We start from the raw sequence: 12,587 nt of genomic DNA on the forward strand, positions 1-12,587 counted from the left end.
AAGAACCGGGAGACACAGATGCCCACCACGATGGAATCCTCAGGAGGACGTACGTCCTCGCGTCGCCTCGAAGGCGATTTCGACTATGTGATCGTCGGCGCCGGCACGGCGGGCTGCGTGCTCGCCAATCGCCTCACCGAAGATCCGGATGTTTCGGTGCTGCTCCTCGAAGCGGGCGGCCAGGACGATTACCACTGGATTCACATTCCCGTCGGCTATCTGTACTGCATCGGCAATCCGCGTACCGACTGGCTCTACAAGACCGAGGCCGAAGCGGGCCTGAATGGCCGCGCACTGTCGTATCCGCGCGGGCGCGTGCTGGGCGGATCGTCGTCGATCAACGGCATGATCTATATGCGCGGCCAACGTGAGGACTACGATGAGTGGGCGCGCGTGACCGGCGACGCGGCGTGGTCGTGGGACGCCGTGCTGCCCGTGTTCCGGCGCAGCGAGGACTATCACGGCGGCGCGAACGCGTTTCACGGCGCCGGCGGCGAATGGCGCGTCGAGAAGCAGCGGCTCAGCTGGAAGATTCTCGAAACGTTCGCGCAGGCGGCGCAAGAGCAGGGCATCGCCGCCACCGACGACTTCAATCGCGGCGACAACAGCGGCGTGGGCTACTTCGACGTGAACCAGAAGCGCGGCGTGCGATGGAATGCGTCGAAGGCGTTTCTGCGCGCGGCGATGAAGCGGCCGAATCTCACCACCATTACCGGCGCGCTCACGCAACGCGTGATCCTCGAAGGCAAGCGCTGCGTGGGCGTGGAGTATCGCGGCGGCGACGTCGACTACGTGGCGCGCGCGCGCGGCGAAGTGATCCTCAGCGCGGGCGCGGTGAATTCGCCGCAACTGCTGGAGCTATCCGGCATTGGCGACGCGCGCAGGCTCGCGAATCTCGGCATCGGCGTCGTGCAGGATTTGCGCGGCGTGGGCGAGAACCTCCAGGACCATCTGCAACTGCGCATGGCGTATCGCGTGAGCGGCGTGCGCACGCTCAATACGGCCTCCGCGCACTGGTGGGGCAAGCTCATGATCGGCCTGCAATATGCGCTTCTCCAGAGCGGGCCGATGTCGATGGCACCTTCGCAGCTTGGCGCTTTCGCGAAGTCCGATCCGAACGATCCCGCGCTCACGCGGCCCGACCTCCAGTATCACGTGCAGCCACTCTCGCTCGATCGGTTCGGCGAGCCGCTGCATCGCTTCAATGCCTTCACGGCGTCGGTGTGCAATTTGCGGCCGACTTCGCGCGGCAGCATTCATATCGTTTCCGGCGATCCCGCGGCGGCGCCTTCGATCGCGCCCAACTATCTGTCGACCGAGCACGATCGCCGCGTGGCCGCAAACGCCCTGCGCCTCACGCGGCGCATTGCGGCGTCGCAGGCGCTGGCACGCTACCGGCCCGAAGAGATCCTGCCGGGCACGGCGTTCCAGACCGAGGCGCAACTGCACGAAGCGGCGGGCAACGTCGGCACGACGATCTTCCATCCGGTGGGCACCTGCCGCATGGGCCGCGCCGACGACCCCGATGCCGTGGTCGATGCGCGCCTGCGCGTGCGTGGGGTAGAGGGACTGCGCGTGGTCGACGCTTCGGTGATGCCGTTCATCACCTCGGGCAATACGAACTCGCCGACGCTCATGATTGCGGAGCGTGCCGCCGCGATGATGCGCGCGGATCGTCGCGAGGGCGCCGGCGCGCGCACCAATGTGGAGGCCTCCGCACCGCTGACGACGACAGCCTGAGCGCCTGCGCGGTGCACTATCCAGGACGTACACCGGAATGTTCCGGTGCGCGCGCCGCTGCCTGTCCTGACTACCTGGGTGCGTTTTTTCGCATCGCGAATTCGCATGAAATGTGTCGCGATCATGAGGTCATCGTGCGCGTATCTCGCGTCATTCTTGCAAAGTCGATCCGGTCTGGCGGCACGCTTTACCCTAAGTGCAAATCCCAATGATTGCGCTGCATCATTGGCGAGACAATGCGCGAGAACGGGGGCGCGCAACATGCGCCGGTAGCGGACTTCAAGCGCCTTACAACTGGCGCGGCTTCATTGCTTCATCGGCATTCGTGCGGCGGCTCGCGCGAACAACGTGCAGAGTTACGCCATTACTTCGCGTGGAAGGGGACATGATTCTCGGCGACACGATTCTGGAGACGCGCGGTCTCACGCGTCAATTCAAAGGCTTCACCGCCGTGAACGGCGTCAACTTGCGCGTGTGCCGCGGCACGATCCACGCGCTGATCGGGCCCAATGGCGCGGGCAAGACCACCTGCTTCAATCTGCTAACCAAATTTCTCGAACCGAGCGCCGGGCGCATCGTGTTCAACGGCGTGGACATCACGCACGAGCGGCCCGCGCAGATCGCGCGGCGCGGCATCATCCGTTCGTTCCAGATCTCGGCGGTGTTTCCGCATCTCACGGCGCTGCAGAACGTGCGCATCGGCTTGCAGCGCTCGCTCGGCACCGCGTATCACTTCTGGAAGAGCGAACGCACGCTCGCCGAACTCGATGATCGCGCGATGGATCTGCTCACGCAGGTTGGTCTCACCGACTTCGCGGACGTGCCGACCGTCGAGCTCGCATACGGGCGCAAGCGCGCGCTCGAGATCGCGACCACGTTGTCGATGGAACCCGAACTGATGCTGCTCGACGAGCCGACCCAGGGGATGGGCCACGAGGACGTGGACCGCGTGACGGCGCTCATCAAGAAAGTGTCGAGCGGGCGCACGATCCTGATGGTCGAACACAACATGAACGTCATTGCGGGCATTTCCGACACGATCACGGTCCTGCAGCGCGGCGAGGTGCTCGCCGAAGGCAGCTACGCGGAAGTGTCGAAGAATCCGCTCGTGGCCGAGGCTTACATGGGCAGTGCGGACGCGGCCCTTGCCGGAGCCCACCCATGAACACGGTGACGGAAGTCGAACGCGCGGCGGCGGGCGCCGCGGCGCAGGGCGAGCCTGCGCTGGAGATCGCGGGTCTGCAGACGTGGTATGGCGAGTCGCACATTCTGCACGGCGTCGATCTCACGGTCGCGCGCGGCGAAGTCGTCACACTGCTGGGGCGCAACGGCGCGGGACGCACCACGACGCTGCGCGCCATCATGGGTCTCACGGGACGCCGCACGGGATCGATCCGCATTGGCGGGTGCGAGACCATCCAGATGCCCACGTACCGCATCGCGCATTGCGGCGTCGGCTACTGCCCCGAAGAGCGCGGCATCTTCGCGAGCCTGTCCTGCGAGGAAAACCTGCTGCTGCCGCCGTCGGTGAACCCGAACGCCGAGAGCATGTCGCTCGACGAAATCTATGCCATGTTCCCGAATCTCGCGGAGCGCCGCCACAGCCAGGGCACGCGCCTCTCCGGCGGCGAGCAGCAGATGCTGGCCGTCGCGCGCATCCTGCGCACGGGCGCTAACCTGCTGCTGCTCGACGAGATCTCCGAAGGCCTTGCGCCCGTGATCGTGCAGGCGCTCGCACGCATGATCGTCACGCTCAAGTCGCGCGGCTACACGATCGTCATGGTGGAGCAGAACTTCCGCTTCGCCGCGCCGCTTGCCGACCGGTTCTACGTCATGGAGCACGGCCACATCGTCGAGCATTTCGGCGTGGCCGAACTCGATGCCAAGATGCCCGTGCTTCACGATCTGCTTGGCGTTTAGCTTCATTAGCCTGCATGTTGGGGCCGGCCCGGCCGGAGGTGACTTGCCGTGCCGCTCGCAACGTGTCTGCCGTGAATTGTTGTCTCGCCGTATTGCTTCGATAACAACGCAACCAGAAAAGAAGGAGACTGTCATGAAGAAAACGACGTTCGCGCGGCTCGCCACCCTCGTTGCCGCAGTGGCCGCAGCGACGGCGCTCGGCGCGGGGAATGCGCAGGCCGCCGACGATGCGGTGAAGATCGGTTTCATCACCGATATGTCGGGCCTCTATGCCGACGACGACGGCCAGGGCGGCCTCGTCGCCGTCAAGATGGCGGTGGCGGACTTTGGCGGCAAGGTGCTCGGCAAGCCGATCGAGGTCATGTATGCCGACCACCAGAATAAAGCCGACATCGCGGCTTCGAAGGCACGCGAGTGGATGGACCGCGACGGGCTCGACATGCTGCTCGGCGGCACGAACTCGGCCACCGCGCTCTCCATGAATCAGGTCGCGCTCGAGAAGAAGCGCGTGTACTTCAACACCGGCGCGGGCACGGATGCGCTGACGAACGAGCAGTGCACGCCGTACACGGTCCACTACGGTTACGACACGGTTGCGCTGGCGAAGGGCACGGGCCTCGCCGTGGTCAAGCAGGGCGGCAAGACGTGGTTCTTCCTGACCGCCGACTACGCATTCGGCAAATCGCTCGAAAAGAACACCGCCGACGTCGTGAAGGCGAACGGCGGCCAGGTGCTCGGCGAAGTCCGGCATCCGCTTTCGGCTTCGGACTTCTCGTCGTTCCTGCTGCAGGCGCAGGCGTCGAAGGCACAGATCCTCGGCCTCGCGAACGCGGGCGGCGACACGGTCAATTCGATCAAGGCCGCGAAGGAATTCGGCATCACGAAGACGATGAAGATCGCGGCGCTGCTGATGTTCCTGCCGGACGTGAACAGCCTCGGGCTCGAAACGACGCAGGGCCTCGAGCTGACGACCGGCTGGTACTGGGATCAGAACGACGCGTCGCGCAAGTGGGCGCAGCGCTATTACGACCAGACGAAGAAGATGCCGTCCGAACTGCAGGCCGCCGACTATTCGTCGGTGATGACGTATCTGAAAGCGGTGCAGGCGGCCGGTACGACCGATTCGGACAAGGTGATGGCCGAGCTCAAGAAGACGAAGATCGACGACTTCTACACGAAGGGCGGCTATATCCGCGCGGACGGCGTGCTGATTCACGACATGTACCTGGTCGAGGTGAAGAAGCCGTCCGAGTCGAAGCGGCCGTGGGACTACTACAAGGTGCTGGAGACGATCCCGGGCGAGCAGGCGTACACGACGAAGCAGGAATCGCGCTGCGCCTTGTGGAAGTAAGCGTACCAGGTGCAATTGAGCGCAACTGAGCGCGGCGGTGTTTTCGTGGCGCGCGGTACGGCTTTGCCGTGCCGCGTCGCGTACCGCACGAATGCGATCTTGAGGAGATGGCGGCTTTCATGACGATCTTTGGCATTCCGCTGCCGGCTGTGCTGAGCCAGTTGCTGCTCGGGCTCGTGAACGGCTCGTTCTATGCGATTCTGAGTCTTGGCCTCGCGGTGATTTTCGGCATGCTCAACGTGATCAATTTCACGCACGGCGCGTTGTTCATGCTGGGTGCGATGCTCACGTGGATGGGGCTTGCCTACTTCGGCCTGCCGTACTGGGCGATGCTCGTCATCGCGCCGGTGGTGGTGGGGCTGTTCGGCATGGTGATCGAGCGCACGATGCTGCGCTGGATTTACCGGCTCGACCATCTGTACGGACTCCTGTTGACTTTCGGTTTGACGCTCACGATCGAGGGGGTGTTCCGCGCGATCTACGGTTCGTCGGGGCAGCCCTACGACGTCCCCGAGGCGCTTTCGGGCGCGACCGATCTCGGCTTCATGTATCTGCCTAACTATCGCGCATGGGTGGTGGTCGCGTCGCTGGTCGTGTGCTTCGCAACCTGGTTCGTGATCGAGAAGACGCGCATTGGCGCCTATCTGCGTGCCGGTACCGAGAACCCCAAGCTCGTCGAGGCGTTCGGCATCAACGTGCCGCTCATGGTCACGCTGACCTATGGCTTTGGCGTTGCGCTCGCGGCATTCGCGGGCGTGCTGGCCGCGCCCGTGATCCAGGTCTCGCCCCTCATGGGCCAGCCCCTCATCATCACGGTGTTCGCCGTGGTCGTGATCGGCGGCATGGGGTCGATCATGGGGTCGATCGTGACCGGCCTCGTACTGGGCGTGATCGAGGGCTTTACGCGCGTGTTCTGGCCCGAGGCGTCGGCCACGGTGGTGTTCGTGATCATGGCGATCGTGCTGCTGATTCGCCCCGCAGGCCTCTTCGGCAAGGAAAGGTGATGCAAAGAAAAGCGCTTTATGGACTGCTGCTGGTCGCCCTGCTGCTCGCGCCGCTCGCAGGGGTGTATCCGCTCTTCGTGATGAAGGTGCTGTGCTTCGGGCTTTTCGCCGTGGCGTTCAACCTGCTGATCGGTTACACGGGGCTGCTCTCGTTCGGGCACGCGATGTTTCTCTCGACGGCCGGCTACCTCACCGGCTACACGATGCAGTCGCTCAACTTCACGCCCGAGCTCGGCGTGCTGACGGGCACTCTGGCGGCGACGCTGCTGGGTCTCGTAACCGGCATCTTCGCGATCCGCCGCCAGGGCATCTACTTCGCGATGGTGACGCTCGCGCTCGCGCAGATGATCTACTTCGTCTACCTGCAGGCGCCGTTCACGCATGGCGAAGACGGATTGCAGGCGGTGCCGCGCGGCAAGCTGTTCGGCCTCGTGTCGCTTTCGTCGGATCTCGTGCTGTATTACGTCGTGCTTTTCGTCATGGCGCTCGCGTTCCTGTTCATCGTTCGGGTCGTGCACTCGCCGTTCGGACAGGTGCTTGCCGCGATCAAGGAGAACGAGCCGCGCGCCATTTCTCTCGGCTACGACACCGACCGCTTCAAGCTGCTCGCGTACGTGCTCTCCGCAGGCCTCGCGGGCCTTGCGGGGTCGCTCAAGGTGCTCGTGCTCGGCTTCGAGACGCTGGGCGACGCCTACTGGACCATGTCCGGCCTCGTGATCCTGATGACGCTCGTGGGCGGCATGGGCACGCTGTTCGGGCCACTGCTGGGCGCGGCGCTGATCGTTTCGCTCGAGGACCGGCTGGGCGATATCGGCGGCGCGCTGGCCTCGCTGACGGGCGTGAGCTGGTTCAACTCGCTCGGTGAGTCCGCAACGATCGTCACGGGCCTCATCTTCATTGCGTGCGTGCTGGCCTTCCGGCGCGGCATCGTGGGCGAGATCGTCGCGCGCGTGAAGCCCTTGCGAGCGTGACGTGGCGGGCCTGAGCGGCGGACCTGATGGCGGACGCGACGACTGCGGGCTGCGCTGCAGACGAGCGAATTCTCGTGTACGCTTGCGGCCGTTCATCAGCGCTTTTTCCCTAAGACAAAATGGTGTCGGCGCGCCCCAATTCGGTGCTGCGCTGCACCACTAGGGTAAATGCTAGTTGTAGGCCAGGGGCCCGAAGTTTAAAGTCTCTCCTAGTTCTGATGCACCTAATTTGCAGGTGGAGAACGAGGAGACAACTGAGGCACAAAGTGCCCGGACAAGGAAGCGCTGTTGGACAGGAGTCCAACAGCGCTTTTTATTTTAGCCGACGATTTTCCATCCCGGCGGCACTGCGAAACAGCAGTACCCGCGATCGCGAATCCGGCCCGCAGCAGCATCGCCAGAAAGGCACGATGGTTTTCCGTCGTGCCTTTTTTGTTGCGTGCGCAAGCAAGACGCGCACAGGCAGGGAAAACCATGCGTTACACGCGCGATGCCGGTTACTACACTCAAGGGCCGACGCCAATTTACGAAGATATTAGTGATTGGCGCGGGGTCAATCGACACGCAAACCAGGCGTTTGGAGACGCGTAATGAAAACGAAGTGGGCATTGAAGGCGATGAGCGCCGGACTCGCAATGGCGCTGATGGGGAGCGCCGGCGTGGCGCTTGCGCAGGTGAAGATCGGGGTGACGCTTTCGGCAACGGGGCCGGCGGCGTCGCTCGGCATTCCCGAGAAGAACACGATTGCGCTGCTGCCGAAGGAGATCGCGGGCAAGAGCGTGCAATACATTGTGCTCGACGACGCGTCGGACACGAGCAAGGCCGTGCAGAACACGCACAAGCTGATCGACGATGATCACGTGGACGCGATCATCGGTTCGTCGGTGACGCCGAATTCGCTGGCGATGCTCGACGTGGTCGCGCAGGGCAAGACGCCGATGATTTCGCTCGCGGCTTCGACGGCGATCATCCAGCCGATGGACGACAAGCGCAAATGGGCCTTCAAGCCGCCGCAGAACGACAGCCTGATGGCGGATGCGATTGCCGGCTACATGCAGAAGCACGGCGTGAAGACGGTGGGCTTCATCGGCTTCACGGACGCCTACGGCGATAGCTGGCTCAAGGAATTCAGCGCGGCGGCGGCGAAGCACAACCTCAAGATCGTCGAGACCGAGCGCTTCAACCGCACCGATTCGTCGGTGACGGGGCAGGCGCTCAAGCTCATGTCGGCGAATCCGGACGCGGTGCTGATCGCCGGGTCGGGCACGCCTTCGGCGCTGCCCGCGACGACGCTGAAAGACCGCGGCTACAAGGGCAAGATCTATCAGACGCATGGTGTAGCGAACAACGACTTCCTGCGCGTCTGCGGCAAGGACTGCGACGGCGAATTGCTGCCCGCCGGCCCGATCCTGGTGGCCGACCAGTTGCCGGATTCGAATCCGGTCAAAAAGTCGGCGTTGGCCTACAAGGCGGCCTACGAGAAGGCCTACGGCGCCGGTTCCGTCGCGACCTTCGGCGGTCACGCGTGGGATGCCGGGCAGATGCTCGAACGCGCGATTCCGGTTGCGCTGAAATCGGGTCAGCCCGGCACCGAAGCGTTCCGCGTCGCGCTGCGCGATGCGCTCGAAAACATCAAGGAACTGCCGCTCTCGCACGGCATCATGAACACGACGCCTACCGATCACAACGGTCTCGACGACCGCGCCCGCGTGATCGTCGAGGTCGTCGACGGCAAGTGGAAGCTGCAGGGCGACTGATGTCGCTTCCCGCGTGAAAAAGGGGCCGCCCGCGAAGCGGACGGCCCGCCGTGAACGCGCGTTTGCCGCCGCAGGCTGCCGCATCCCGCCGGATGGCGCGTTCGTGCCGTCCTGTTGTTTCGCCTGTCCGTTGCTCGACGTTCCAGGCTGACTGGGTTCCAGGAAGAGGGGTGTATGGATTTATCGATCGCCGCGATCCTCGCGCAGGACGGCATCACCACGGGCGCCATCTACGCGCTGCTCGCGCTTGCGCTGGTGCTGGTGTTTTCCGTTACGCGGGTGATCTTCATTCCGCAAGGCGAGTTCGTCTCCTATGGCGCACTCACGCTCGCGGCATTGCAGTCGCAGAAGTTTCCGGCCACTTGCTGGCTGCTCGTGGCGCTTGGCGCGGCCTGCTTCGTCGTGGAAGCCGCGGGGCTCGTGCGGCACGCCGAGCGGCGGCGGTACGCGGCGCGCACGCTCGTGACGCTCGCGGGCAAGTACCTGCTGTTTCCCATCGCGCTCTACGCGCTGACGCGCAGCGTGGCTGCCGGGCCGCTGCCGATGCTCGTGCAGATCGCGCTCACGCTCGCGATCGTCGTGCCGATGGGGCCGTTCATTTACCGGCTGGCCTACGAGCCCATCGCGGAGGCGACCACGCTGCTGCTGCTCATCGTCGCGGTGGCGGTGCACTTCGTCATGGTCGGGCTCGGCCTCGTGATGTTCGGGGCCGAAGGCTCGCGCACCAATGCGTTTTCCGACGCCACGTTCAACATCGGCAGTCTTTCGATCTCGGGGCAAAGCCTCTGGGTGATCGGCACGGCCGCCGTACTGATCGTTGCGCTGTACGTCTACTTCGACCGCACGATTTCGGGCAAGGCGCTGCGCGCCACGGCCGTGAACCGGCTTGGCGCGCGGCTTGTCGGCATCGGCACGACGCAGGCCGGGCGGCTTGCGTTCACCCTTGCTGCGGGGCTGGGCGCGCTGTGCGGCATTCTCGTCGCGCCGCTCACCACGATCTATTACGACTCAGGCTTCCTGATCGGCCTGAAGGGCTTCGTGGGCGCGATCATCGGCGGGCTCGTGAGCTATCCGCTGGCCGCCGCGGGGTCTGTGTTCGTCGGTCTGCTCGAATCGTATTCGTCGTTCTGGGCCAGCTCCTGGAAGGAAGTGATCGTGTTCACGCTCATCATCCCCGTGCTGCTGTGGCGCAGTTTCGCGACGCCGCACACCGAAGAAGAGGAGGAGTGAGGCGATGAAACGAATCATTCTGCGCAACCGCTTCTTCTGGCTGTTTCTGATCGTCATGTTCGCGCTGCCGGTGCTGCCTGGTCCCGTGCACATGCCGGAATACTGGATCACGCTGCTGAACTACATCGGCCTCTATGCGATCGTCGCTATCGGGCTTGTGCTCCTGACCGGCATCGGCGGGATGACGAGCTTCGGGCAAGCCGCGTTTGTCGGAATCGGCGCTTATGCAACGGCGTATCTCACGACCCAGTACGGCATCTCGCCGTGGTTCGCACTGATCGCGGGCGTAGTGCTGACGGCGCTCGTGGCGCTCGTGCTGGGACTCGTGACGATGCGGCTCTCCGGGCACTTCCTGCCGCTCGGGACGATCGCCTGGGGTCTGGCGCTGTACTTCCTGTTCGGCAATCTCGACGCGCTCGGCAAGTACGACGGCATCAACGGCATTCCGGCGCTCAATGTGTTCGGCATCGAGCTCGATTCGGGGCGCCATATCTATTACCTGATCTGGGTTGTCGTGCTGCTGTCGGTCGTCTCGGTTCAAAATCTGCTGAATAGCCGCGCCGGGCGGGCCATTCGCGCGCTGCGCGGCGGCGGCCTGATGGCCGAGGCGATGGGCGTCAACACGGCGTGGATGCGCGTCGTCATCTTCGTCTATGCGGCCGTGCTCGCGGCCGTTTCCGGCTTCCTGTACGCCCATTTGCAGCGAGCCGTGAACCCGACGCCGTTCGGCCTGAACCACGGCATCGAGTATCTGTTCATGGCGGTGGTGGGCGGCGTGGCGCACGTTTGGGGTGCGGTGCTGGGCGCGGCGATTCTGACCGTGCTGCAGGACTGGCTGCAGACCATCCTGCCGAAACTGCTGGGCGAGAACGGCAACTTCGAGATCATCGTGTTCGGCATTCTGATGGTGCTGCTGCTGCAATATGCGCGACGCGGTGTCTGGCCATTCGTCGCACGATTCTTTCCGCGCGGCTCGCAGGCCCATGTGCCCGATCATGCCGATCCTTTGCCGCAGCGCAGCAAACCCGCCGCCGGCGAGTTGCTGCTCACGGTCGACAAGGCGCGCAAGCAGTTCGGCGGTCTGGTCGCCGTCAACGACGTGAGCTTCGAGGTGCGCGCCGGCCAGATCATCGGCCTGATCGGCCCGAACGGGGCAGGCAAATCGACCACGTTCAACCTGGTGACCGGCGTGCTGCAGCCGACGAGCGGCGAGATCACGTTCCGCGGCGAGCGCATCGACCGGCTGACTTCACGTGAAATCGTCGCGCGCGGAATCGGCCGTACGTTTCAGCACGTCAAGCTGCTACCGACGATGACGGTGCTGGAGAACGTCGCGATCGGTGCGCATCTGCGCGGCCACGCGGGCGTGCTGCGCAGCGTCGCGAAGCTCAACGCTGCGGAGGAAGGGCGGCTCATGGGCGAGGCGGCGAGGCAGCTCCGTCGCGTTGGCCTCGATCAGCATATGTACGAAGAGGCCGGCAGTCTCGCGCTTGGCCAGCAGCGAATTCTGGAGATCGCGCGCGCACTCTGCTGCGACCCGACCTTGCTGCTGCTCGATGAACCGGCGGCCGGCCTGCGTTACCAGGAGAAGCAGCAACTGGCCGTACTGCTGCGCAAGCTGAAAGAAGAGGGGATGAGCGTGCTGCTGGTGGAACACGATATGGATTTCGTGATGAACCTCACCGACCGGCTGGTCGTGATGGAGTTTGGCACGCGGATCGCGGAGGGGCTGCCTGAGGAAGTGCAGAAGGACCCGGCGGTGCTCGAAGCTTACCTGGGCGGGGTGGAGTGATGAAAGCGCCAGTGACTCCTGTACTGGAAGTCTCCCGCCTCTCGGTTCGCTACGGCAAGATCGAGGCGCTGCACCAGGCCGCGATCACGGTGGGCGCCGGGCAGATCGTCTCCGTGATCGGGCCGAACGGCGCCGGCAAGTCCACCTTGCTCAACGCCATCATGGGCGCGCTGCCCGCCACCGGTCATGCGGGCGGGCGGATCGCTTATCTGGGCGAAGAGGTGGGCGCGCTACCGATCGAGGAGCGCGTTGCCCGCGGCATGTGTCTCGTGCCGGAAAAGCGCGAACTGTTCGCGACGATGACCGTCGAGGACAATCTCGTGCTGGGCGCGTATCGGCGCAAGCGGGCGGGCGAGCGCAACTTCCTCGATCAACTCGATCACGTATTCGATCTGTTTCCGCGGCTCAAGGAACGGCGAGCTCAGGCGGCCGGGACGCTCTCGGGCGGCGAACGGCAGATGCTGGCCGTCGGCCGGGCGCTCATGGGCAAGCCCGATCTGCTCATGCTCGACGAGCCGAGCCTCGGCCTGGCGCCGCTGATCGTGAAGGAGATCTTCCATATCATCAGTGCGCTGCGGCAGACCGGCGTGGCGACCTTGCTGATCGAGCAGAACGCGCGCGCGGCGCTGCAGATTTCGGACTACGGCTACGTGCTGGAGACCGGCGATCTGGCACTGGAAGGGCCGGCGAACGAGCTGGCGCAGAATCCCCGCGTTATCGAAACGTATCTCGGCCTGGCGAAAAAGACGGCCTGACGACTCTGTATGTTGTTCACGAAGCGGTGTGTTTCACGTGAAACACACCGTTTTTTTTCGCCCTGGC

10 protein-coding genes are annotated in these 12,587 nt (G+C 64.3%); all 10 read left to right on the top strand.

Translation table 11 applies throughout. The annotated features are described in order from the left end of the window. The first annotated feature begins 18 nt into the window (after positions 1-18). Positions 19-1,740 (top strand): GMC family oxidoreductase, encoded by a 1,722-nt coding sequence (locus WJ542_RS03785; RefSeq protein ID WP_411187972.1) that lies wholly within the window; start codon positions 19-21, stop codon positions 1,738-1,740. Positions 1,741-2,125: 385 nt separating this feature from the next. Further along, complete coding sequence (locus WJ542_RS03790; RefSeq protein WP_411187974.1) at positions 2,126-2,905, top strand: ABC transporter ATP-binding protein; 780 nt, start codon at positions 2,126-2,128, stop codon at positions 2,903-2,905. Further along, on the top strand, positions 2,902-3,660 hold the full coding sequence (locus WJ542_RS03795; RefSeq protein ID WP_411187976.1) for an ABC transporter ATP-binding protein: 759 nt from the start codon (positions 2,902-2,904) through the stop codon (positions 3,658-3,660). The genes WJ542_RS03790 and WJ542_RS03795 overlap by 4 nt, the downstream gene beginning before the upstream one ends. A gap of 133 nt (positions 3,661-3,793) precedes the next feature. Continuing rightward, complete coding sequence (locus tag WJ542_RS03800; protein ID WP_411187978.1) at positions 3,794-5,011, top strand: ABC transporter substrate-binding protein; 1,218 nt, start codon at positions 3,794-3,796, stop codon at positions 5,009-5,011. Positions 5,012-5,130: 119 nt separating this feature from the next. Beyond that, entirely contained in the window at positions 5,131-6,015 is an 885-nt protein-coding gene (locus tag WJ542_RS03805) for a branched-chain amino acid ABC transporter permease (protein ID WP_411187980.1), read from the top strand. Then, positions 6,015-6,986: a branched-chain amino acid ABC transporter permease gene (locus tag WJ542_RS03810; RefSeq protein ID WP_411187982.1), complete on the top strand. Its 972-nt coding sequence runs from the start codon at positions 6,015-6,017 to the stop codon at positions 6,984-6,986. The genes WJ542_RS03805 and WJ542_RS03810 overlap by 1 nt, the downstream gene beginning before the upstream one ends. A 590-nt stretch (positions 6,987-7,576) precedes the next feature. Then, a complete protein-coding gene (locus tag WJ542_RS03815) occupies positions 7,577-8,743 on the top strand; it encodes an ABC transporter substrate-binding protein (RefSeq protein ID WP_411187984.1) in 1,167 nt (388 codons plus the stop codon). A 174-nt stretch (positions 8,744-8,917) separates the two neighbouring features. Continuing rightward, positions 8,918-9,973, top strand: a complete 1,056-nt coding sequence (locus WJ542_RS03820; RefSeq protein ID WP_411187986.1) for a branched-chain amino acid ABC transporter permease — start codon at positions 8,918-8,920, stop codon at positions 9,971-9,973. Positions 9,974-9,977: 4 nt separating this feature from the next. Further along, complete coding sequence (locus WJ542_RS03825; RefSeq protein ID WP_411187988.1) at positions 9,978-11,765, top strand: branched-chain amino acid ABC transporter ATP-binding protein/permease; 1,788 nt, start codon at positions 9,978-9,980, stop codon at positions 11,763-11,765. Further along, positions 11,765-12,520 (top strand): ABC transporter ATP-binding protein, encoded by a 756-nt coding sequence (locus WJ542_RS03830; RefSeq protein ID WP_411187990.1) that lies wholly within the window; start codon positions 11,765-11,767, stop codon positions 12,518-12,520. Before WJ542_RS03825 ends, WJ542_RS03830 begins: the two co-directional genes overlap by 1 nt. Positions 12,521-12,587: the final 67 nt, after the last annotated feature.

Origin of the sequence: Paraburkholderia yinzeri, from assembly GCF_046581065.1 — a bacterium.
Taxonomy (GTDB): domain Bacteria; phylum Pseudomonadota; class Gammaproteobacteria; order Burkholderiales; family Burkholderiaceae; genus Paraburkholderia.

What these genes read in the sequence shown, in the direction of transcription:
- WJ542_RS03785 (WP_411187972.1), top strand. Translation starts at nt 19, where the DNA reads ATGCCCACCACGATGGAATCCTCAGGAGGACGTACGTCCTCGCGTCGC.
- WJ542_RS03790 (WP_411187974.1), top strand. Translation starts at nt 2,126, where the DNA reads ATGATTCTCGGCGACACGATTCTGGAGACGCGCGGTCTCACGCGTCAA.
- WJ542_RS03795 (WP_411187976.1), top strand. Translation starts at nt 2,902, where the DNA reads ATGAACACGGTGACGGAAGTCGAACGCGCGGCGGCGGGCGCCGCGGCG.
- WJ542_RS03800 (WP_411187978.1), top strand. Translation starts at nt 3,794, where the DNA reads ATGAAGAAAACGACGTTCGCGCGGCTCGCCACCCTCGTTGCCGCAGTG.
- WJ542_RS03805 (WP_411187980.1), top strand. Translation starts at nt 5,131, where the DNA reads ATGACGATCTTTGGCATTCCGCTGCCGGCTGTGCTGAGCCAGTTGCTG.
- WJ542_RS03810 (WP_411187982.1), top strand. Translation starts at nt 6,015, where the DNA reads ATGCAAAGAAAAGCGCTTTATGGACTGCTGCTGGTCGCCCTGCTGCTC.
- WJ542_RS03815 (WP_411187984.1), top strand. Translation starts at nt 7,577, where the DNA reads ATGAAAACGAAGTGGGCATTGAAGGCGATGAGCGCCGGACTCGCAATG.
- WJ542_RS03820 (WP_411187986.1), top strand. Translation starts at nt 8,918, where the DNA reads ATGGATTTATCGATCGCCGCGATCCTCGCGCAGGACGGCATCACCACG.
- WJ542_RS03825 (WP_411187988.1), top strand. Translation starts at nt 9,978, where the DNA reads ATGAAACGAATCATTCTGCGCAACCGCTTCTTCTGGCTGTTTCTGATC.
- WJ542_RS03830 (WP_411187990.1), top strand. Translation starts at nt 11,765, where the DNA reads ATGAAAGCGCCAGTGACTCCTGTACTGGAAGTCTCCCGCCTCTCGGTT.